General features: G+C 55.6%; 21 protein-coding genes (1 of these 21 only partly in view). 8 read left to right on the top strand and 13 right to left on the bottom strand.

Translation table 11 applies throughout. From position 1 onward, the window contains the following. Positions 1–149: 149 nt before the first annotated feature. Positions 150–1,262 carry an autotransporter outer membrane beta-barrel domain-containing protein gene (locus TH3_RS14805; RefSeq protein WP_167710580.1) on the top strand — a complete coding sequence of 371 codons (1,113 nt, stop codon included), beginning with the start codon at positions 150–152 and terminating at the stop codon, positions 1,260–1,262. A gap of 62 nt (positions 1,263–1,324) precedes the next feature. Here the strand turns inward: TH3_RS14805 and TH3_RS14800 are convergent, their stop codons facing one another. Beyond that, positions 1,325–2,554 carry an MFS transporter gene (locus TH3_RS14800; protein ID WP_007091080.1) on the bottom strand — a complete coding sequence of 410 codons (1,230 nt, stop codon included), beginning with the start codon at positions 2,552–2,554 and terminating at the stop codon, positions 1,325–1,327. Continuing rightward, entirely contained in the window at positions 2,551–3,123 is a 573-nt protein-coding gene (locus TH3_RS14795) for a GNAT family N-acetyltransferase (protein WP_007091079.1), read from the bottom strand. The genes TH3_RS14800 and TH3_RS14795 overlap by 4 nt, the downstream gene beginning before the upstream one ends. A 107-nt stretch (positions 3,124–3,230) precedes the next feature. Here TH3_RS14795 and TH3_RS14790 point away from each other — a divergent pair, with 107 nt between their 5' ends. Then, a complete protein-coding gene (locus TH3_RS14790; RefSeq protein ID WP_007091078.1) occupies positions 3,231–4,148 on the top strand; it encodes a LysR family transcriptional regulator in 918 nt (305 codons plus the stop codon). Here the strand turns inward: TH3_RS14790 and TH3_RS14785 are convergent. Next, positions 4,127–4,936, bottom strand: coding sequence for a DeoR/GlpR family DNA-binding transcription regulator (locus TH3_RS14785; protein WP_007091077.1), 810 nt, complete (start codon positions 4,934–4,936; stop codon positions 4,127–4,129). The two genes, TH3_RS14790 and TH3_RS14785, sit on opposite strands and share 22 nt — an antisense overlap. 211 nt (positions 4,937–5,147) lie before the next feature. Between TH3_RS14785 and TH3_RS14780 the strand changes: the two genes are divergently transcribed. Beyond that, positions 5,148–6,515, top strand: a complete 1,368-nt coding sequence (locus TH3_RS14780; RefSeq protein ID WP_040059618.1) for an IS1182 family transposase — start codon at positions 5,148–5,150, stop codon at positions 6,513–6,515. A 115-nt stretch (positions 6,516–6,630) separates the two neighbouring features. Here the strand turns inward: TH3_RS14780 and TH3_RS14775 are convergent, their stop codons facing one another. Together TH3_RS14775 and TH3_RS14765 are read right to left on the bottom strand one after the other, a co-directional pair. Continuing rightward, positions 6,631–7,311, bottom strand: a complete 681-nt coding sequence (locus TH3_RS14775) for a DUF1013 domain-containing protein (protein WP_040060006.1) — start codon at positions 7,309–7,311, stop codon at positions 6,631–6,633. A gap of 311 nt (positions 7,312–7,622) precedes the next feature. Then, complete coding sequence (locus TH3_RS14765) at positions 7,623–8,657, bottom strand: NAD(P)H-quinone oxidoreductase (RefSeq protein WP_007092396.1); 1,035 nt, start codon at positions 8,655–8,657, stop codon at positions 7,623–7,625. An 80-nt stretch (positions 8,658–8,737) separates the two neighbouring features. Here TH3_RS14765 and TH3_RS14760 point away from each other — a divergent pair, with 80 nt between their 5' ends. Together TH3_RS14760 and TH3_RS14755 are read left to right on the top strand one after the other, a co-directional pair. Further along, complete coding sequence (locus TH3_RS14760; protein ID WP_007092397.1) at positions 8,738–8,932, top strand: DUF1192 domain-containing protein; 195 nt, start codon at positions 8,738–8,740, stop codon at positions 8,930–8,932. Between the two features lie 432 nt (positions 8,933–9,364). Then, positions 9,365–9,838 (top strand): DUF1465 family protein, encoded by a 474-nt coding sequence (locus tag TH3_RS14755; RefSeq protein ID WP_233421782.1) that lies wholly within the window; start codon positions 9,365–9,367, stop codon positions 9,836–9,838. A 42-nt stretch (positions 9,839–9,880) separates the two neighbouring features. Here the strand turns inward: TH3_RS14755 and TH3_RS14750 are convergent, their stop codons facing one another. Beyond that, entirely contained in the window at positions 9,881–11,641 is a 1,761-nt protein-coding gene (locus TH3_RS14750) for an adenylate/guanylate cyclase domain-containing protein (RefSeq protein ID WP_007092399.1), read from the bottom strand. A 239-nt stretch (positions 11,642–11,880) separates the two neighbouring features. Then, positions 11,881–12,108 carry a 50S ribosomal protein L31 gene (gene rpmE / locus TH3_RS14745; RefSeq protein ID WP_007092400.1) on the bottom strand — a complete coding sequence of 76 codons (228 nt, stop codon included), beginning with the start codon at positions 12,106–12,108 and terminating at the stop codon, positions 11,881–11,883. A gap of 281 nt (positions 12,109–12,389) precedes the next feature. Here rpmE and cyaY point away from each other — a divergent pair, with 281 nt between their 5' ends. Continuing rightward, positions 12,390–12,722 carry an iron donor protein CyaY gene (gene cyaY / locus TH3_RS14740; RefSeq protein WP_007092401.1) on the top strand — a complete coding sequence of 111 codons (333 nt, stop codon included), beginning with the start codon at positions 12,390–12,392 and terminating at the stop codon, positions 12,720–12,722. A 45-nt stretch (positions 12,723–12,767) separates the two neighbouring features. Then, entirely contained in the window at positions 12,768–14,564 is a 1,797-nt protein-coding gene (locus TH3_RS14735; protein WP_037990143.1) for an ABC transporter transmembrane domain-containing protein, read from the top strand. 91 nt (positions 14,565–14,655) lie between these two features. Here TH3_RS14735 and TH3_RS14730 read toward each other — a convergent pair whose 3' ends face one another. The 5 genes from TH3_RS14730 to TH3_RS14710 form a co-directional block, all read right to left on the bottom strand. Beyond that, positions 14,656–15,966: an NAD(P)/FAD-dependent oxidoreductase gene (locus TH3_RS14730; protein ID WP_007092403.1), complete on the bottom strand. Its 1,311-nt coding sequence runs from the start codon at positions 15,964–15,966 to the stop codon at positions 14,656–14,658. A 49-nt stretch (positions 15,967–16,015) separates the two neighbouring features. Next, the gene (locus tag TH3_RS14725) at positions 16,016–16,786 is read right to left on the bottom strand and encodes an amino acid ABC transporter ATP-binding protein (protein WP_007092404.1); all 771 of its coding nucleotides are present in this window, start codon (positions 16,784–16,786) and stop codon (positions 16,016–16,018) included. After that, positions 16,783–18,126 (bottom strand): amino acid ABC transporter permease, encoded by a 1,344-nt coding sequence (locus tag TH3_RS14720; RefSeq protein ID WP_007092405.1) that lies wholly within the window; start codon positions 18,124–18,126, stop codon positions 16,783–16,785. The genes TH3_RS14725 and TH3_RS14720 overlap by 4 nt, the downstream gene beginning before the upstream one ends. 3 nt (positions 18,127–18,129) lie before the next feature. Beyond that, a complete protein-coding gene (locus TH3_RS14715) occupies positions 18,130–19,332 on the bottom strand; it encodes an amino acid ABC transporter permease (protein ID WP_007092406.1) in 1,203 nt (400 codons plus the stop codon). A 69-nt stretch (positions 19,333–19,401) separates the two neighbouring features. Further along, positions 19,402–20,442, bottom strand: coding sequence for an amino acid ABC transporter substrate-binding protein (locus TH3_RS14710; RefSeq protein WP_007092407.1), 1,041 nt, complete (start codon positions 20,440–20,442; stop codon positions 19,402–19,404). 190 nt (positions 20,443–20,632) lie between these two features. On the opposite strand from TH3_RS14710, the gene TH3_RS14705 reads away from it, so the two are divergent. Continuing rightward, positions 20,633–21,553: a LysR family transcriptional regulator gene (locus tag TH3_RS14705; protein ID WP_007092408.1), complete on the top strand. Its 921-nt coding sequence runs from the start codon at positions 20,633–20,635 to the stop codon at positions 21,551–21,553. Positions 21,554–21,597: 44 nt separating this feature from the next. On the opposite strand, the gene TH3_RS14700 is transcribed toward TH3_RS14705, so the two are convergent. Then, positions 21,598–21,950, bottom strand: partial view of a M23 family metallopeptidase gene (locus TH3_RS14700; RefSeq protein WP_233421781.1) — the 3' portion only. It continues 958 nt past the right edge of the window; the window shows 353 of its 1,311 coding nt (coding positions 959–1,311); its start codon lies off the right edge, out of view — the gene reads right to left on this strand; its stop codon occupies positions 21,598–21,600.

Raw genomic sequence — 21,950 nt, 5'->3', positions numbered from 1 at the left:
GGGCGCAATCTGTGATCATCGGCCAGAATTTCGGATCACGGGTGGCCAATATGACAGCTGGCCAATCCGTTGGAACGGTGCCGGCTAATACTAACACCACGTCGACACAGCAATTCGGTTTTGCTTCAGTGGGCTTGCTTGATGATCCCATGGGCAAGAAAACGCGCACGGAGGGGACAACCCTGGGCGGGCTGGCGATGCTTGCGTCTTTCGATACATCGCGTGTGCTTGCGGTGGCGCAAAACGCTGATAGTGCAACGGATGGGGCGGAACAACGAACGCTGCTGTCTCGCGAAAGTCCGATTACGATCTGGGGGCATGGGTCCTTTACCGATATCGAGAATACGCGCAACCGGACGGGCGAGGACGGCCGTTACGACGGTAGCGTCTGGGGGTACAATGTCGGTGCGGATTATCGTTTTTCGCCCGCACTGGTGGCGGGTATGTCCGTCGGCTACGCCCAGACAGACATTACGACCACCTTTGAGAACGGCACTTACGAAGAGGATACGTGGAACCTCTCGCCCTATGTGATCTATAGACCGTCGGACATGCTGACCTTCTCGGCGATTGCGGGATATGCGTTCGGGGATGTCGCCAGAAGCCGCAATAGCACTGTGACGGGAAATACCGACAGCCAGACCTGGTATCTGCAGGTTGATGCACGCCAGACTTTCCAGCCAATTGCAGATAGCCCGTTTCGGGTTACGGGCGGGCTGGGTGCATTGACGTCGCGCAATACGCTTGCTGCCTACACCGAAAGTGACGGTAGCCGGGTTGCTGAATCCTCGGTCAATACCGTTCAGTTAAAGCCGAATGCCGAGCTGGCCTATTCTTTCCAGATAAGCGAGACGTCCCTGACGCCATATGTCAAAGCGGGTTATATCCACGATTTCACCGACCAGACCAACGGCGATGCCGGGGCGTTTGACCTTGGTGGTGGTGTGCGGTTTGCCTCGGGCGGGACGGGTCTGTCGGGCTCAATCGAAGGGTCGCGCATGGTCGGGCGTGATGATTACCGCGAATACACGCTGAGCGGTTTGGTTGCTTATGGTATTTCGTTTACCGGTCGGGATGGAAACTTTGCCGTAACGGCGTCGCCCTATGTCGGTACCAGCCTGTCTGATCGTGGGACGCCAGAAATTTCCGCGGGCGCAATGCTTGCGGATATTGATGACAGATTTTCGAGTAAGTTGAGCCTGTCCGGGGATCCGGCTGCGCAGCGCGCAGATGTGATGATTACCTTAGACCTGAAGTTCTGAACGCGACGCGATGCTAGTGAGGCCCGCAAATTTGATTTGCGGGCTTTTTTTATGAGAAATATCTATCGGACAATCAGCGCAGGGCGGGTTTCAGACCTTTGCGGGCGTAAGAGCAGATAAAGCCATATGGCTGCGCCACAGGCACAGGCCAGCAGGCCGATGGAAAGCCAGAGTGCGCCGTTGGGGCCCCAGTGCGCGATGGCGCGTTCGTAAAGGCTGGGTGCGAGGGCGGAGAGGATAAAACCCGGTACCAGCAAACGCCCGACCTGATGGCCGTAGCGGGCATTGCCAAAGATCATCAGGGGAAGGGTTCCGCGCGTGATTGTCAGGACGCCGTTTGCCGCCCCGTAAAGCAGGGTGAAGGTCATGGCGGCAATCGCAAACTGATCGCCCCAGAAGGCAAGGACGAAGCACAGCGGCAAAACGGCCGTGGCAAACAATGTCAGGCTTGCCGGGGCGATGCGTTTGCCAAACAGGATTTCGGCGGCACGCGCCGCGGATTGGCCGATACCGCGGAGCGATGCGGCATTGATCGCGGCGGCGGTGGTTAAGCCAAGTCCGATCAGGATGGCGATCATGTGGGCCGACATTGCGGCATTCACGACATTGAGCAGGGTGACGATCACGGCATACAGAAAGCCGCACAGGCGTTGATGCGTTGGCAGTCCATGGTCATCGGCATTACTGGTGTCATTGGTATTATCGGTGGAATTAAGGGTGGTTCCCGAAGGTTTGCCATGTCGGGCATCGGGGATGGCGGCATACATCGGGACGGTCAACAGGGCAAAAGCGGCATAGACGACAAGGGCGATTGTGATGCCGAATTCCGACTGGATCAAATGCCCGAGCGGCCAGAAGACGGTTGAGGCCAAGCCGCCAAAAAGCGTGATCTGCCCCATCGCCCGTCTGGCATCGCGCCCGCCAATCCGGGCGAGGGTGGCAAAGGCCGCATCATAAAGGGTGGCACGCATGGCAAGCCCAAGAATGATCCAACCGATGAAATGCATGATCTGATGATCGGCGAATGCAAGGATCAGACAGCCAAGGGCATTGAGGCATGACCCCAGCGTCATGATGATCCGCCCGCCGTGACGGTCGATCATCCTGCCGCAAAAGGGGGATATGACCGCCATGGTCAGGAGGCTTGCCGAGAAACCGGCATAAACCACGCTGTCGGACCAGCCGTGATGTTGGGCGATCAGGGTTCCGAAATTGCCAATCAGATAATAGGCCGTGCCCCAACTGATGAGCTGCCCCAGCCCCAGCTTTATGACAAGTGCGCGGGTGATCATTTATCCGTCGGGCCCGGGATGACCGGTTTATCAGAACCAAGCGGGCACTGCATCAGAACCGAGTCCAGCCATGTGCCGAACTTGTAGCCGACATTGTGAAACGTCCCGGTCATGTCGAAGCCGAATTTCCGATGCAGGGCAATCGATGCGTGGTTTTTGCTATCGCCGATGGCGGCAACCATCTGCCGCCACGGGCCAGCTTCGCAGCGTTCGAGAAGGGCCGCCATCAGGGCCGCACCGATCCCGTGCCCGATGCAATCGGGCGCGACATAGATCGAATTTTCCACCGTGTGGCGATAGGCCGACCGCGGGCGATAGAGACTGGCATAGCAATAGCCGACGATGACATCACCGCGCAGGGCGACCAGATAGGGCAGGCCATTGGCGCGGATGGCATCAAAGCGATTGGTGATTTCGGTCTCGGACGGCGGGATTTCTTCGAACGAGGCGGTGCCGGTCAGGACATGGTGGCGGTAAATCGCGGTGATCGCGGCAATGTCGGCATGATCGGCATTGCGTATGACGAGATCGGACGTTTTGGTGGCGGCGGGCAGTGTATCGGTCGACATTGATCGGGGTTCCATATCAGAAATTGATGGTATGGCGTGACATTAGCCGGTCATCTGAAATAAGATAAGATTTGTATTCTTATGCGGATCATAAGGAATAGTTTTAGATGCGTGGCCTTAACCTTGATCAGGTGCATGCCTTTGCCGATGTGATCGAACTTGGCAGTTTTTCAGCCGCCGCCGCACGGCAGAATTTAAGCCAGCCTGCGATCAGTCAACAGATCCGCCAGCTTGAAGATCGTCTTGGTGTGCGGTTGATTGAGCGCGTCGGCAAACGCGCGATGCCAACGCCCGCCGGGCAGGCATTGCTGGATCGGGTGGGGGAGATTGACGCGTCCGTTCAGAACGCCCTGGATGCGGTGGCGGGATTTGCCAGCGGCACGGTGGGGCAGGTGCGGATTGGGACCGGGGCGACGGCGTGTATCTATTTCCTGCCAAAGGTTCTGGAACAGTTGCAGCGGCGTTTTCCGGGGCTTGAAATCATCGTTCGGACCGGCAATACCAGCGACGTTCTGAAATCGATTGAGGAAAACAGCCTTGATATCGGGCTGGTGACATTACCCGCCAGTGGGCGCAGTCTTGATATCGTGCCGGTTCTGACCGATCCGTTTGTCGCGATCTTTGCCGACGGGATGGATGTGCCCGATCTGGTCCGGCCGGCTGATCTGGCAGATATTCCATTGGTTCTGTATGAACGCGGTGGTCAGACGCGCACGATTGTTGATGACTGGCTGCGGGCCGCCGGTGTTGCCGGGCATTCGATCATGGAACTGGGCAGTGTCGAGGCGATCAAGGAACTGGTGGGTGCCGGGTTGGGGGCAACGATATTGCCCGCCATGGGCGCGCGGCTGGGCCGCACACAGTTCCCGATCAAAACCCGCAAGCTTGCCCCGGACCTTGCGCGGAGCCTTGCCCTTGTTGTCCGGCGCGACAAGGTGATGGGCAGCGGATTGCGCGAAGTCCGCAATGGATTGATTGCGGCTGCGCGAGACTGGACGCCAAATCAGTCTTCTTCGGGGACGTAGAAAGTCGGGAATTCGGCGTTTGGTTCGGGGATATGCAGGGCAACGCCGTTTTTTTCGATCATCTGGGCGATGGCAGCGGGCGGTGCGCAATCGGTGAAGAAGGCGGTGACCTGTGTGACAGAGCCGCCCCGCACCACGGCATTGCGGCCAAACTTGGTATGATCGGCGACCAGATAGGTCTGGCGCGAATTGGTCAGAATGGCGGAACGTGCGCGGACTTCCTGTTCGTCAAAGTCAAGCAGACTGCCATCGGCATCAATGCCGCCAACGCCGAAAATGCCGTAATCGACCTTGTAGCTGTTAAAGAAGGCCTCGACCTCTGGCCCGAGAACATCGCGGTCGCGATTGCGCAACCGGCCACCAATCAGGGTGACGTCAAAGCTGTCATTGGTGGCGGCGACATAGGCGACATTGAGGTTGTTGGTGAAAATCCGCAAACCGCGATGCTGCAAAAGCGCGCTTGCCACCAGTTCCGGTGTGGTGCCGATTGAAAAGAACAGGGATGCGCCATCGGGAATGGCGCGCGCGACCAGTGCCGCGATCTTGCGCTTTTCATTCACATGCAGAACCTTGCGCGCCCGATAGGCGATGTTTTCATGTTCAAGTGCCGGTTCAACCCCGCCATGGCGACGGCGCAGCAATCCTTCGTCGCAAAGGGCGTTTACATCGCGGCGGATGGTTTGCGGGGTTACCTGAAAACGTTCGGCAAGCTGTTCAATGGTCTTGAAACCGTCAGCACGGACAAGTTCAACGATACTGGCCTGACGTTCAGTCGGACGTTTTTGCATGAGGGGTTCTTTGGCGGTTGTTTCGCGGTTTTGTTTGAACGAATGTTATGTCGTGTTCATTTCAGGAATATTACCGTTTCACGGCATTCATATGAAACAAAACATATTCGCTTTTGGGTTGGTCGCCAAAGAGAAAAGGCCGCCCCGGTGGGCGGCCTCAGACTGCTGACAAAGTCCTCGCCATTGGCGGGGACTTTTGATTCAATGGGGAATGCTTAAGAAACCCAGCCCACATCAAACCGAACTTGAGATGGTGACACTCGACAGTTTGGTCCCCAGCGATCATTTGCTTCGTAAGATCGATGCCGTGATCGATTTCAGTTTTATCCATGCGCGCGTGGCCGATTTGTACTGCGCGAACAATGGCCGTCCCGCCCTTGATCCGGTGATGATGTTTAAGGCGCTGTTCATTGGCTATCTGTTTGGCGTGCGCTCGGAGCGCCAGCTTGTGCGCGAGATTGAGGTCAATGTCGCCTATCGCTGGTTTTTGCAACTCAAGCTGACCGACAAGGTCTTTGATGCCTCGACCCTGTCGCAGAACCGGCGGCGTCGATATCATGATGCCAGTGTTGCGCAGGATATTTTTGACGAGATCGTCGAGCAGGCGATCAGGCACGGGCTGGTGGATGGTAAGGTTCTCTATACCGACAGCACGCATTTGAAGGCCGATGCCAACAAGAACAAATGGGACCGCGAAGTGGTTGCCAAATCGCGCGCGGCCTATTGGGATGATCTGGATCTGGCGATTGAGGAAGACCGGGCGGCTCATGCGAAAAAGCCGCTCAAAGCCAAGGAACGCCAGCCGGTTGAGAAAGAAACCAAGATCAGCCGAACCGATCCCGACAGCGGATATATGGTGCGCGACGGCAAGCCCAAGGGCTTTTTCTATCTCGATCACCGCACGGTCGATGGCAAGCTTGGGATCATTACCGACAGTTACGCCACCCCGGCCAATCTGCATGACAGCATTCCCTATCTCGACCGTCTTGACCGACAAAGGCAGCGTTTTGACCTTGATGTTATCGCCGTCGGACTGGATGCGGGCTATGCGACCGCCGCGATTGCCAAAGGCCTTGAAGATCGTGACATCCTTGGCGTGACGGGCTATCGCCGCCCGAACCTTCGGGAAGGCTACATCCCCAAACGCAAATACGTTTATGACCCTGAACGTGATGCTTATCGCTGCCCCGAAGGTCAGCTTCTGTCTTATGCGACAACCGACCGAAATGGATACCGCCATTATCACAGCGACCCGGAAAAATGCCGCACCTGTCCTGTGCTGGCTTCCTGTACCGCCAATGCCCACCACCGAAAAACTGTCACGCGCCATGTCTGGCAAGACGCCAGAGACCGGGCTGACGCCTATCGTCTGACAGAGTGGGGTAAGCGGGTTTACAAGCGCCGAAAAGAGACGGTCGAACGCTCTTTTGCAGATGCCAAACAGCTTCACGGTCATCGATATGCAAGGTTCCGGGGACTGATCAATGTCAAATGCCAATGTCTGCTGGCCGCCGCCGCCCAAAACATCAAGAAAATAGCCCTGGCTTTGGGCCCCAAGGGGCCAATCGCTGAGGGATAATCCCCTCGGCACACTCAAGCCAGCTTTCAAACACCTCTAAAAGAAAAACCCCGCCAAAATATGACGGGGTTTGTCAGCGGTCTGAGGCCGCCCCGGTGGGCGGCCTTTGCATCGATCAGGAGCGGAACAGGTTTTCTGCTGCTTCCATGTAATCGGATGTTTTGGGTTCGTCTTTTTTGCGATCATCCTTTTTGCCGGGATAATCCGGTTCCGGGTTGATCTGCAATTCTTCGGGCAGCGGATCGGGCTCGACATTCTTGACGACCTTTTCCGGGTTTTTGCTGCGTGCGATCACGACCTGTTTTTCAAGGTCAAGTTCGATGCAAAGCCCCATGGTCACCGGGTTGCGCGGCGTCAGGTTGGCCGAGTTCCAATGCGTACGGTCGCGGATTTTGCCAATCGTGTCCTTGGTGGTGCCGATCAGTTTGCAAATCTGCGCATCCGAGAGTTCCGGATGGTGTTTGAGCAGCCATGCAATCGCATTCGGGCGATCCTGGCGTTTTGAAACCGGGGTGTAGCGTGCGCCTTTGCCATGCGCGCGCGGACGCGGCAGGTCGGACTTTGCCATTTTCAGCAATGCACGCGGATCAGCTTCGCAGCGCGCGATCTCGTCTTTGGTCAACTGACCATTGGCAACCGGATCAAGGCCGACAATCCCCTGATTGACATCGCCATCAGCGATGGCCTGAATTTCCAGTTCATGCAGCTCGGTAAAGGCTGCAATCTGCCGGAACGACAAACCGGTATTGTCGATAAGCCATACGGCCGTTGCTTTGGGCATGAGGGGCTGAGCCATAATTCCTCCTGTTTACTCTTTCTCTCTCTGGAGACCGGCGATGGGATGAACCCCAAATACGCGGGAATATCTGCCCCAGAATATAATCTGTTTTGGTGTTCCGGCAACGCAGCAAAGGCAACCCAAGGTGAGTGCCGCGCGTCGCTGGAACCGCCACAGCGCTCTTTTCGATCAATGTGCGGTTAAAAGCAACAATCTGTTGCAGGTTATCGAAAAGAATATTTCTTTTCGACCCGCAATCGAAGGCCTGTTGCCGGGAAAGGGTGAAGTCGATGGTGATCGATATGCCTTCAACCCGGATCCGTAAACGATCAAGGCACTTCCAGTACCACTTTTCCAACATGTGCGCCACCCTGCAAAATCTCATGCGCCTGTTGGGCCTGATCCATCGGCAGGGTTTGGTAAATGACCGGTTTGATCGTGCCGTTTTCAAATAGCGGCCAGACCTGTTCGCGAAGCTTTTCTGCAATCGCGCCCTTGTTTGCAACCGGCTGGGCGCGCAGGGTTGATCCCATCAGGGTCAGGCGCTTTAACAGAAGCGGGGTAAAGTTGGTTTCGGCCTTTGGCCCATTGAGGAAGGCAATGATCAGGATGCGGCCTTCCATCGCAGCCGCCTTGAAATTGCGGCCAACATAGTCGCCCGCCACCATATCAAGGATGACATCGGCCCCCTTGCCATCGGTTGCGGATTTTACCTGTTCGACGAAATCCTGTGTTTTGTAATTGATGGCGATATCCGCACCAAGGTCCAGACAGGCCTGGCATTTGTCATCGCTGCCGGCCGTTGTGATCACGCGCGCGCCAAATGCCTTGGCAAGCTGGATCGCGGTGGTGCCGATCCCCGATGTGCCACCATGAACAAGGAAGGTTTCGCCGGATTTCAGCCCGGCCTTGTCAAAAACATTATGCCAGACGGTAAAGAATGTTTCAGGAAGGCTTGCGGCTTCTGTCATGGAAAGACCAGCCGGGACCGGCAGGCATTGGGCGGCGGGGACCGCGGCATATTGGGCATAGCCGCCGCCGGTGACCAGCGCGCAAACCTGATCACCAACCTTCCATGTCGTGACATCGGGGGCGGTGGCGACAATTTCACCGGAAAGTTCAAGCCCCGGGATTTCCGACGCGCCGGGGGGCGGGGGATACATGCCGGCCACCTGCATCAGATCGGGCCGGTTGACCCCGGCGGCACGAATACGCACCAGAACCTCGCCCTGCGCGATTTGCGGCATCGCGACCTTGCCCGTGGCAAGATATCGGTTTTCGCCGTCAATACGGATTTCGATTGCCTGCATGTCTTTGGCAAGGTCTGGGGCAAGGCTTGGGGCAAGGTCGTCTGGCAAGGTCATGACAAAACTCCATAGCGAATGATAAATTCGATCCCTATGTAATAGCGGCAAAACCGCCAGGGGCAAAATGTCAAAGGAGGATGACTGTGGAAGAAGACGACCTGCAAAAACCTTTGGCCGCGATGTTCGGCCTGCCGCGGAGCCTTGACGGAATGTCGATTGAAAACCTTGTCGATTATCGAGCCGCCCTGGAGCAGGAACTGGTGCGGGTTGATGCGGCAATGGAGCATCGCAATGGTGTTCGTGCCGGGGCGGAAGCGCTTTTCAAGAACTGACGGGGACGGGTACGCCAAAACATTAAACGTGAGGATATATTTTTAAATCTCCGGTTAATTGAATATTAAACTTACCGTCTTATATATGGGTAGTGGGCCACTGTTTGGCCCCTTGTCGAACGTGATGTTTCGATGCCTCCCTGTTAAACTGAACCGCCCGAATTCAGGGCGGTTCTTTTTATGTTTTCGCCTTTTACGTACTGTTTATACGTATTTCGGTACGTATTAATACGTACTGTCATATTTCCGACACTTATTACCTTGACCCCTTGCCAACCGCTAGCTACAGTTCGGCCACAAACAAGATCAAGAATAAAAAAAAGTCCGGCAAGTTTAGCAGGTTGAGGCAAGGCCGCCCTTTGGGGCGGTCTTTCTATTTCGGGCTATTTCGGGGCAAATTCAGAGCAAATTTTCCCGGATGCTTGAAGCCCGGTGTCCGTTTCCCATATAAGCTTTATGGCAAAAAAGGATCACCCGACCGGGATCGGGCAACCCTATCAAAGCAACTTCGCGATTGTTCCTCTTTCGCGAACCTATGACGAGGCTTTCACCCTGCTGGTGGAGGCGCGTAATTATCTTTCCGCAAATCGAACCGCATCGCGCCATGGGATTCACGGCAGTGCCAAAATGAAGCAATTCGTTGAGGAGATGCGCATGACCAACCGCCTGATCCGGGCGATGGCGTGGCTGCTTGCGGTGCGGGCGGTTGAAGAGGGCGAGATTGATTGGGAAGATGCGGTTGATCTTGATGATCTGATGGTCGATCTGCAAATCTGTGTTCGCGACGACTGCGACGAAGAAACAGGATTTCCCCCCGCCCTTCGCGATCTTATGGAACGGGCCCATTCGCTTTATATGCGAACGGCGCGGATGGAGCTTCAGGTCGCGGCACGCTGTTCAGCCTGAGCAACGGTTCAGCCACCTTCTTCAGATTAAAGGCAAAATGCTTTAGGCGCGCGGGGTCGCGGCAAAGACTTCTATCGGTTCGGCAAAGCCCTTCATCTGGCGTGTGCCTTTCGATGTGAAGGTTGCCCGGCTGCCGGCGTAGGTATCCTTCACGTTCTGCGATACCAGAATTTCATCCCCACCGGCCTGGGCGCAGACACGTGCGGCAAGCTGCACGACGCTGCCAAACAGATCGTTTTCTTCGGCAATGGCCTCGCCGGCATTGATGCCGATGCGAATCTGGAATTTCAGGTCCTCGCGGCCATTATGCTGCGTCATGTTGCGCTGAATTTCGATGGCGGCTTCGACGGAACTTGCAGACGACGGGAACACGGCCATGATGCCATCCCCCATATGCTTCACTTCCTTGCCGTAATTATTGATCAGGGCGGTGCGCACGATCTGGTTGTGGATATGCACCATCTTCTGGGCGCCGACATCGCCCAGTTGCTGGGTCATCTGGGTCGAATTGACGATGTCGGTAAACATCAGCGCATGCAGCTTGTTATTTGCGTTTGCTGGCGCGCCAGTCGGCTTTTCGGACCATGACGCAATCGCACGCGACACCGATGTGGTGATGCTCTGCTCGTCCTTCATGTAGGCATCCATCGAGCTTCTGCCCGCGCCATACATGTCCTTGTATTTCGGTTCCAGGATATAGCTGTCGACATTCTTGCAGAATGTGTCGGCCATATTGTGGGTTGCCCCAAGTGCGGAAATGCAGTCCTTCAGAACACTTCGTCCCTGACTGGTGCCAAGGGCGTTCTTCTCGCTACAGGCGTCACAGGCACCGGCAACGTATAGATTGACGCCGAATTTGTGGTAGGCGTCCATGTTCGGAACGGTCCGCTTGATGGCTTCTATCGAACCGGCGATGAAGGATTTCATGACCTCGCGCGTGGCCTGAAGGGCTGGCGTTACGGTCATTGGCTGATCGGGGATGCCGTCATCGCGCTGTTCGGATGCGGATTGGGTATCGTCGGTTTCATCCGCATCGATGTCGGGCATTGCTTCATTTTCAGAACGCGCAACCTCGGCGGCCATTTCTGCAAAGCTGCCCGATAAGGACGGGCGGTTCGGCGATGCCGTCTTGCGCCCCGGTCTGGCGGAACGTTTGGCCACGGGCTGTTGCGCCGGCTCTTTTCGCGCCTTGCCCTTGAATTTGCTTGTGATGCTCATCAGCATCGGTGTCGCACTGGCAAGGAAGCCGACAATAAAGGATATGAAATTGGCCTTGTCGTAGAAGCCCTGACTGATCGAAAGTCCCATACGCGGCAGATATTCAAGCCCGTGAGATGCGCCAAGCATCGCAACCAGACCGATGGCAATCGCGATGCAAAACGCCATCACCAGTTTCAGCGCCACAGCAATGAGGCCCGGGCTTTCATCCGGGCTGGCTGTTTTGACCTTTGTCCGGGCCGGTTTTGGGGCCGGTGGGGAAACCTGTTCGGGGGGGCTTGCTGGCGCACGCGCCGGGGCCGGGCGGGTTGGTGCTGTCTTTGATGCGTTCTGGGGTTTGTCTTTTGCGCCGCTTTGCCGCGTTTCATAGATGACATATTCATCCGCAGCATTGGTCGCGTGGTTATAGACTTCGCGAATGACCTTCACAGCCGAGACATGCGCCATCTTTTCAATCGAGCGCGCCTCTTCCTCGGCCTGCTTTTTCTGCGCACCGGTAAAGTGGGCGTGAATTTCCCAACGCCCTGAACGGTCTTTTACATAGACCTCATAACTGACCTGGGTGCGCGCAATCACCTGGTTCATTCGCTTAGCCCAGTCTTCCTGACAATAGGGGGACCCCATCCCCGTTTTCCGCGCGGTATAGCGCCGGTTGAAGATTATGGCAAGAAAATGTCCGGATGACCATTAAATATGGCTAATGCCACCGTATAGCTGGGTTGCATACCATTCTGATTCTGCATCCGGAAAAGAAAAACGCCCGCAGCATCATGAAGACGCTAGCGGGCGCTGATCCCATAAATCGCCAGAAAGGCGAAATTTGCTTAGTTATTACCGATATTGAAACCGGCGAAGCGTTTTTTGAACTTCGCGAGCTGACCGCCGCTGTCGAGCAGACGATGAACACCAGTCCAAGCCGGATGGCTTTTCGGATCGATGTCAAGCTTCAGAACGTCGCCCGGATTGCCCCAGGTCGATTTGGTGGTGAAGCTGCTGCCGTCCGTCATCTGAACGGTGATTTCATGGTAATCGGGATGGATGTCTTTTTTCATCGCCTATCACTCCGGAATTTGAAGCGCGGTGTATAAGGTAAAAAATCGACCTATGCAACCCCTGTATCCGGGAATTATTGGATAAAGCCTGATTAACGGTTGCGATAGGCGTTTTTTCCCGGCGGGCAGGGTGATATTGCACACCGCATCGGGTAATAATCCGTGGTTCCTGTGTGATGCAGACTTGCGCGAGACTCTTTATATAGTATGGTGCGCCAGCATATGAAATTGTCGCCTTGCCAGGGGGCGTTTTGCCCCTTTTGACAGACGGAGTGTTGATCGTGGCCCTTGATGAAACCCGCTTCCATCAGCTTGCTGATGACACCATCGAAACCCTCTCGGATCATATAGATGACGAGATGGGCGATGATCTTGATGTCGATCTGCAATCGGGAATCCTGACGATCGAGCTCGACTCGGGTGAACAGTTCATCATCAATAAACATGGTCCGAACCGCCAGATATGGATGTCCTCGCCGGTCAGCGGAGCCAGCCATTATGATTTCGATGAAGACAATGAAAGCTGGACCTCGACCCGCGGGTCGACGACGCTGACCGATCAGCTTTCGGCTGATCTTGCGGTGAAGACCGGTCGGCGACTTGATCTCGACTGATCCGATCATGGAAATGGCAGGAAAAGCGTAAACTGGAAGGCTGCTGTGGCATTAAATCCTCGTACTTCACCCCGTCTTGCAGACAGGGACTCCAGTCGTAATTTCTCCGCTCTTCGCGCCATTATCCCCTTCGTTCGGCCCTACAGGTTGCAGGTTGCCGGCGCGATGGTGGCACTGGTTGTTGCGTCGGGCACGGTGCTTGCGCTTGGCAGCGGGTTGCGCATGCTTGTTGATCAGGGGTTTGCCGATGGCAATGCCTCCCTGCTTGATCAGGCGCTTTTTGTTCTGTTTGCCGTAACGCTGCTTATGGCCGGGGCAAGCTATGCCCGGTTCTTTCTGGTATCGTGGATCGGGGAGCGTGTTGTTGCCGATATCCGTTCGGCGGTTTACGCCCATATCATCCGGCTGGATCCGGGATTCTTTGAGGTCACCCGGACGGGTGAAGTCCTCTCGCGGTTGACAACAGACACCACCCTTTTGCAGGTTGTGATCGGATCAAGTGTTTCGATTGCGCTGCGCAATATCCTGATGTTTGTCGGCGGTCTGACCATGCTGGCGATCACCAGCCCCAAACTGACCGCACTTGTTTTGCTCGTCGTGCCGTTGGTGGTGGTGCCGATCATCGGTTACGGGCGCCGGGTACGCCGCCTGTCGCGCGAGGCACAGGACCGCATCGCCGATGTCAGTGCCTTTTCCGAAGAATCGCTCAATGCGCTGCGGACGGTTCAGGCCTATACCCACGAAAAGATTGAAAGCGACAAGTTTGATGGCTTTGTCGAAGGCGCATTCAAAACCGCGATTTCGCGTATTTCGGCGCGCGCCCTTCTGACCGCCATCGTTATCGTCATGGTCTTTGGCGCGGTGGGGACGATTTTATGGATCGGCGGGCATGACGTGCTTGATGGCACGATTTCGGCCGGGGACCTTTCTGCCTTTGTGTTCTATGCCATTGTTGTTGCCGGTTCTGTAGGTGCCATCAGTGAAGTGATCGGTGATCTGCAACGCGCGGCGGGGGCGGCTGAACGCCTGATGGGGTTGCTTGAAACCGAACCGGCGATTGCCGCACCGGCAAACCCCGTCCAGATGCCGCAAAAACATCTTGGCCATGTCAGTTTTGAAAACGTCACTTTCCATTATCCGGCGCGCCCGGACCGCTCGGCACTGACCGGTTTTTCGTTGCAGGTCAAACCGGGGGAAACCGTAGCACTTGTCGGCCCGTCGGGTGCGGGCAAAACCACCGTGTTTCAGCTTTTGCTGCGATTCTACGATCCGGCGAACGGCGTGATCAAAGTCGATGACGTCGATATCCGTACGGCTGATCCGATAGCCGTGCGCGAACGGATTGGTCTGGTGGCGCAGGATCCGGTGATTTTTGCCGCCAATGCGTGGGAAAACATCCGCTATGGCCGCCCTGACGCGTCCGACGAGGACGTCCGGGCGGCGGCCGATGCCGCCCATGCAACCGAATTCCTTGATCGGTTGCCCGACGGTTTTGACAGCTTCCTGGGGGAAAGGGGCGTTCGTCTTTCGGGTGGGCAGCGCCAGCGCATCGCGATTGCGCGCGCAATCCTGCGCAATCCGTCGGTTCTGCTGCTTGACGAAGCCACCAGTGCGCTGGATGCCGAAAGCGAGCAGGTGGTCCAGAAGGCACTTGAAACCATCATGGCAACACGCACCACCCTTGTGATTGCCCATCGACTGGCAACCGTGCTGCATGCCGACCGGATTGCCGTGATTGATGACGGAAAGCTGATTGCCATAGGGACCCATCAGGAACTTATGGAATCAAACCCGCTTTATGGACGTCTGGCCAGGTTGCAGTTCGAACAGGATGCAGCATAGGCCCCAACAATCGGCTATGGATTGAAAAACGAGCAAGGGCGGCCCCGTCGGGCCGCCCTTTTCTTGTTTCCGAGGGGGATTAATGCCGCCCCTAAAACCCAAGTCGATCCGCCAGACTGTGCCATTTCATGATCGCGGGCAGGAACCACGGATGACCGGTATAGAACGGGCGGGTCTTGAAGGGGAATTCTTCAAAGATTGTGTAACCTTCGGCCTGATCAAGCACCTTTTGCGCAATCTTGCGTCCGAAGTAATTCGCCCGTCCGACACCCGATCCGCAATAGCCCATGGCATAATGCATGCCATCCATTACCCCGATATGGGGGACATGATCGAACGTGTAGGCGATTTTGCCCGACCAGACGTAATCAAGTTTTGCGTTTGATAGCTGCGGGAACAGGCGCGTCATGAAGTTTTGCAGGTATTTATGATATATCTGCGGGCAATCACCATAACCAAGCGACCGCCCGCCAAACAGGATGCGTTTGCCATCGGGGGAGGGACGGTAATAGACCGACAGGCGTTCGGTGCTGCCATGACAGCGTAGTTTGGGTGACACCGACCGGATGACGGATTCCGGCAATTCTTCGGTTGCAATCATCGCGGAGCGGATCGGAATCAGGCGGCGTTTGAATTTACCGAACGGCCCGCCGGTATAGCCGTTGGTCGCGATGATGACATGATCGGCGGTGATTTTCTTGTCATCGATGCTGATGGTGAACTGGCTGTTGTTTTTAATCACCTGACGTACGGGACTGTGATCAAACAGTAATGCCCCGTCGCGCTTTGCAATTTCACACAGACCGTGAAAAAGCTTGGCCGGATGGACCGCGCCATCGGTCGGATAAACCACGCCGCCGTAATAGGCGTTCGATCCGACTTCGTCGCCCTGTTGGGTGCGGCTGATTTCAATTGCGGAGAAGTCGACAATCTTGGCAATTTCGCTGGCCTGTTCGATCAGACCGGCATAGTGAGCGGGGTGACTGGCGCCGCGAAAACGGCCGCATATCTGAAGGTCGCAATCGATCTGTTCGGTGCGGATGAAATCGACCAGCCAGTTAAAGGCAGCCAGACTTTCGCGGATCGTGGCGTGAACCTGTTCGCGGCCATATTGGCGTTCAAGGCCATTTTCACCCAGCTTGCTGAAGCTTGGGCCAAGCATTCCGCCATTGCGGCTGCTGGCACCGTTACCGAACGCGTCGGCTTCGAAAACAACGACTTTCTGCCCGGCGCGGGCAAGGGTGATGGCGGCCGAGATGCCGGTATAGCCCCCGCCGATAATTACGGTATCGGCACGCTTGGGAAGATCGCGGTGGTTGATCGATGCTTCGGGTTTTTTCGGCGCGATGGCCGCCTGCCAATAAGGCGCATGGATATAGTTCGATGAATGTTTTGCCAACATCTCGATGTGTTCCGTTTCAGGGCGTGTATCGGGGATTAGGGACTAGGACCTACAGAATGTGATTGAGGAACTCCCGCGTGCGATCCCATTGCGGATGCAAGAGGACTTGCTCAGGTGGGCCAACTTCAACAATTTCGCCGTCCTGCATGAACACCACGCGGTCGGCGACCTGACGGGCGAACTGCATTTCGTGGGTGACACACACCATGGTCATGCCGGTTTCAGCAAGCTTGACCATCACATCAAGCACCTCCTTGACCATTTCGGGGTCAAGGGCGGATGTCGGTTCATCAAACAGCATGATTTTGGGGTCCATCGCGAGGGAGCGCGAAATCGCCACGCGCTGTTGCTGACCGCCGGAGAGCTGCCCGGGGAAGCGATCCGCAAGATGCTCGATGCCAACACGTTCAAGCAATCCCATGGCGATATCGCGGGCTTCGCTTTCGGTTTTCTTGCGCAACCATGTCAGGCCAAGCGTGCAATTCTGTAAAACCGTAAGATGGGGAAACAGATTAAAGTTCTGAAATACCATGCCCATGGTTTGATGAATGAACCGGTCACTTTTCTGGTCGCGGGCAAGTTCCTGCCCAAAGACGCAAATCCGGCCCTCCTGATATTCTTCAAGATGATTGAGGCAGCGAATCAAAGTGGACTTGCCGGAGCCAGAGGGGCCGCACACCACCATGATCTCCTGCTCGCCAACGGTCAGGGAGACGTCACGCAAGGCGTGATAGGATCCAAACCATTTGTTCAGGTTATCGATTTCAATGGCCGGGCGGGACAGTTTGCCTGCCGGTGCCTGCGGATCAGACAGAGTCATGAGCGATGCGCTTTCAGTCGTTTTTCAAGGTTCAGGCTGTATTGCGACATGCCGTAGCACATCACGAAGAACAGGATCGAAATCAGGGCAAGCGGCTCTGTATGAAGGCCGATCCAGTTTTTGTCGTTGGCGATATTGCGCGCCATCAGCATGATGTCGAACAGGCCGATGATCGACACCAGGGTCGTGTCTTTGAGCATGCTGATAAAGGATGTCATGATGTTGGGGATCATCAGCCGCATGGCCTGTGGCAGAATGATCAGCCCCATGGTCAACCAATAGCCAAGGCCCAGTGTCTGGGCGGCTTCATATTGGCCGTCGGGAATGGCTTGCAGGCCGCCGCGAATGTTTTCGGCCATATAGGCCCCGGCAAACAGGCAGACCGCAAACAGGACCTGCGACAGCTTGTCGGGCTCGGCACCGCTTGGCAAAAAGATCGGCAAAAGGGTTACGGCCATGAACAGAACGGTAATCAGCGGAACCGCGCGTACCAGTTCGATCAGCATCATCGATAGCCAGTGAATGACCGGTAGTTTCGAGCGTCGCCCAAGGGCCAGTAGAATGCCGACCGGAATGGACATGGTAATCGCAAAGGATGCAATGATCAGTGTGAGGAACAATCCGCCCCAACGATCCACCGGAACCGGTTCCAGATGCACCTGCGCCAGTACGCCGCCGCAAAGGATCGACAGAACGGCCCAGACCAAAAGGAAACCGTTCATATGTTGCCCGCGCCGAAACAGCTTTGACGTCAGCGGTGTCAGCCTTTCCGGCAGGGATGGCTGCCCGGCGGCACACAGCATCCAGTTCAGATACAGCAGGATGAAGTAGCCCGCAGCCAGCGACGTAAAGATCATATGAATGATCCCGACATCCTGTCCGAAGGTGCCGCCAAGAAACATATAGGCCCCAAGGAACGGATACAGGGTGATCCAGCTGATCAGGATGGAATTGCGATAGGCAATGCGCCGGGTCATCAGGGGCAATAACCACAAAAGCGCCATGATGACACCGCTATTGACGCGCCATTGTTCTTCATCCGGATAACGTCCGTAAATCAGGCCGTTAAACCAGTCGATCACACCGGCCCAGCAGGCACCATCCGGGCTTATATCCATGCATTCGCGCCGGGTGGCCGCATTCCACACCGCGTTGAAGACAGCCCAGTCAAGAAACGACTTCGCGACATAATAGATCAGCACCAGAACCGAAATGGTCAGCAGGCTGTTGCCGATGCTGTTAAAGCAGCGCTTTTGAATGCGGCGTAGCAGGTTTTGCTCGTTCGTGGCCGGAAGGCGGGGCGGGGTGGGAACGAAATGTTTGAGCTTCTGTTCAGACATTGCTTACCTCGCCTTGATTTGCACGTGGGCGTTATATTTGTTGAGCAGATATGAAATGATCAGACTGACCACGACGTAAAAGCCCATCACCATCGAAATGATCTCGATCGCGCGCCCCGTCTGGTTGACCGATGTCTGCATAAAGACCGACACCAGTTCGGGAAAGCCGATGGCAACGGCAAGCGACGAATCCTTGGTCGCGACCAGCCAGGAATTGGCAAGCGGGGGAATAATGGCGCGAACGGCCTGTGGAATCAGGATCAGGCGAAGCGTCTGAAACCGTGAAAAGCCGATGGTCGCGGCGGCTTCATGTTGTCCCTTGCTGATGGATTCCATACCCGCACGCACGGTTTCGGCAATGGCGGCGGACCGGTAAACCGTCATTGCGATAAAGGCCGCGCCAAATGCCGAGGGCAAAAACATGCCGCCCTCGATATTGAAGCCCTGCAACGCGGGTACCGACCAGCGCAATGAACTGCCAACGATCAGGGCCATGCCACATAACACAAGACCCCAGAGGGCAAAGGCAATCCGGTACGAACGGCTGACCGATCCGTTCTGGCGTTGCTGGCGACGTATGCTACGCAGCAGGAACCAGAGCGTGCCAAGCAATATCAGGCTTACTGCGGCAATCAGCCAGCCAGACATATCACTGACGGCGGATGGCATGTAAAAGCCGCGATTGTTCAAAAAGATCAGCCCGGCAAACCCGTAACCGCTGCGCGGTGGCGGCAGGGCGGAAAAGACGGTGGTGAACCAGAAAATAATCTGGATCAGCAGTGGGACATTGCGGACCACCTCGACATAGCATCGCGCCAGTTGCGATACCAACGGGTTATGGGACAGGCGCAAAATGCCAACAATGGTGCCGATAAGGGTGCCAAAGACAATGACACAGAAGGACAGGAACAGGGTGTTGACGATCCCGACCAGAAAGACCCGCCAATAGCTCATGCTCGGGTCATAGGCGATCAGGCTCCAGCTTATGTCAAAGCCGGCGGTCGTTTGCAGAAAGTCAAACCCGAAACTCAGACCGAGCCTGTCAAGGTTCTGTGCCGAATTTGAAAACAGATACAAAAGAACTGCCAGCACAAGGCCAAGCGTTGCGGCCTGTATGACCACGCCGCGTGTTGAATCCTTGTTCAGACAGGAGAAAATGCTGTGCGCGATGCCGGGTTTTGGACGCGATGGCGAAATAAAGTTCATACCGGGGTAACCGTGGGAATGTGGGGCATTCAGGCAGGCTGGATCACCAGCCTGCCTGAACGTACGGAATTAACGGAATGACTTTGCATACATCAGGCCGCCATCCTGCCAAAGGGCATTCAGCGTACCTTCGCGGTCCAGACCCAGAATGCTGTCCGGGCCGACATTGCGTTCATAGATTTCGCCGTAATTGCCAACATTCTTGATGACCTGATAGGCCCAGTCCTGCGGCAATCCCAGACCGACATGCAGATCACCTTCGACCCCGAGAATACGACGGATGATCGGGCTTTCCGAATTGGCGCGCATGTCATCAACATTTTCCGAGGTAATGCCGTATTCCTCGGCAGCAACCATCGCCTGGAAGGTCCATTTCACGACATTGGCCCATTCGCTATCATTCTGTTTGACGGCAAATGACAGGGCTTCCTTGGAAATGGTTTCGGGCAGAACAACATAATCTGCCGGGTTCGGTGCGGCGGAACGTTGTGCGGCAAGGCCGGATTTGTCATTGGTCAGCGCGTCGCAGTTATCGTTAAAGAACGCGGTGTTGCGCACGGCCGAATCATCGAAAACAACGGTTTTCAGGTCCAGACCATGTGTCCGGCTGTAATCTGCAAGGTTCAGTTCGCTTGACGTGCCGGTCAGCACGCAGACCGTCGCCCCTTTAAGCTGTTTGACAGACGTGACACCAAGGTCCTTGCGGACCATGAAGCCCTGGCCGTCATAGAAATAGGTGTCAAGGAAGTCGAGGCCCTGGCTTACATCACGTGACAGCGTCCAGGTCATGCCTTTGGAAAGGATGTCGCCCTTGCCGCTTTTGATCGTGGTAAAGCTCTGTGCCCACTGAACCGGCAGGAAGTTGACCTTGCCTGCATCTCCGAAAACGGCTGCGGCAACACCACGGCACATATCGATATCCATGCCCTGCCATTCGCCTTCCTTGTTCAGGCTGTAAAAGCCCGGGAAGGAGTTCCCGATCACACAGCTGACACTGCCGCGATCCTTGACGGTCTGAAGTGTCGATGTGCCTTCTTCGGCCTGACTGGCCGACGTCTGGACGAAAATCATGGCTGCACTGACAGCCAGAGCCGAGGCAAATTTATTCATTATGCTTCCCTGATTAAGGTTCTTGTTGATGCTGTTTCTGCAAACCGGTTTTCCGTATCGCAATCTGTGATGCTGCTGCATCAGACGCGATTTCCGGCCCCCCGGCGCAAAATCATCGTGATCCTAGGATAAGAACAAGAATAATGGTATTGAATGTTTTTAATGGTTCGATAACTTCGAGTTATGATTGATGAATATCAAGCGTTTACGGATATTTCACGAGGTTTTTGTCACTGGCAGTATCACCCGCGCGGCCGAACGAAGCTTCGTCAGCCAGCCTGCTGCCAGCAAGATGCTGGCGAATTTCGAGGCGGAAATCGGTTACAAGCTATTCGTCCGACATAACGGTAAACTCCTGCCGACCGACGAAGCGCACTTCCTGCATGATGAAGTTTATTCAATTCTGCAAGGGCTTAGCCATCTTGAAGACAGTCTGAAAGCGGCACGCAATAATAAGGGCGGGCGTCTGCGGATCTGTTCCATCTTTGGCCCTGCCTATCGCTTTTTGCCGGAATTGATTGCCGATTACATGAAAAGGAATCCCGGTGTGCAGGTCAGCCTGCATCATGCGGGTTGTTCAGTGATTCGGCAGGGGGTGGCATCCGGGCAGTATCAGATCGGGCTGGTGGATAAATCCGAAAGCTCGCTTAGCCATGAATCGGTTTCGATGGATTTGCCCTGCTTCTGTGCCGTTCCACTTGATCACCCGGCCGCCCGGCTTGATGAGGTGACATTGGCGGATGCCGGAACATCCCCCTGGATCACACTTGATTCGGAAAATGCCACCACACGGGAATTGCGCCGGGCTTATGACGATGCCGGGATCACGTTCAATCGTATCATCGAGGTCCATACGACGGTTCATGCCATGTCGTTTGTCAATCTCGGCATGGGTTTGACATTGGTCGATGCGCTTAATTGCCGGTATTTCAGCGATGCCTTCAACTTTCCCAACATCCGGTTGCTGCCGTTTCGTCCTCGCATTATGGAGCCACTGGAAATCATTACGTCCAACGTGCGGCCGTTATCGGGTATGGCACGTGATTTCTATGACGGTCTTATTCTTGAACTGCATAAAATGCTGGGGGGCGAGCAGGCACCAAAAGCATAAAGCCCGCCAAATGGCGGGCTTGCTAAATTTTCAGGAAGTGCTGTTTATTCGGCGCTGGCGACTTTGCGGTTATGCATCGAAAGTTCGGCATATTGCCCGCGGAGCCCCTCTGCCTTGGCCAGGAAAGTTTTCAGTTCGTTTCCTTTAAGGGTCTTGCCGCTTGGCATCTTGACCTTGATCGGGTTGACCTGGGCGTTGTTTTTCAGGATTTCGAAATGCAGGTGCGGGCCGGTCGATGCGCCGGTGGTGCCGACATAACCGATGACATCCCCCTGCTTGACCCGCGATCCCTGTTTAAGGCCCTTGGCGAAGCCCTTCATATGGGCATATGCGGTATCATAGGAATCGTTGTGGCGCAGACGGATATAGTTGCCATAACCCCCATTGCGGCCGATCT

The sequence above is a fragment of the Thalassospira xiamenensis M-5 = DSM 17429 genome (assembly GCF_000300235.2).
In the GTDB taxonomy this organism is placed as follows: domain Bacteria; phylum Pseudomonadota; class Alphaproteobacteria; order Rhodospirillales; family Thalassospiraceae; genus Thalassospira; species Thalassospira xiamenensis.
The sequence above is the reverse complement of the archived record's forward strand: the minus strand, read 5'-3'. Positions and strand labels throughout refer to the sequence as shown.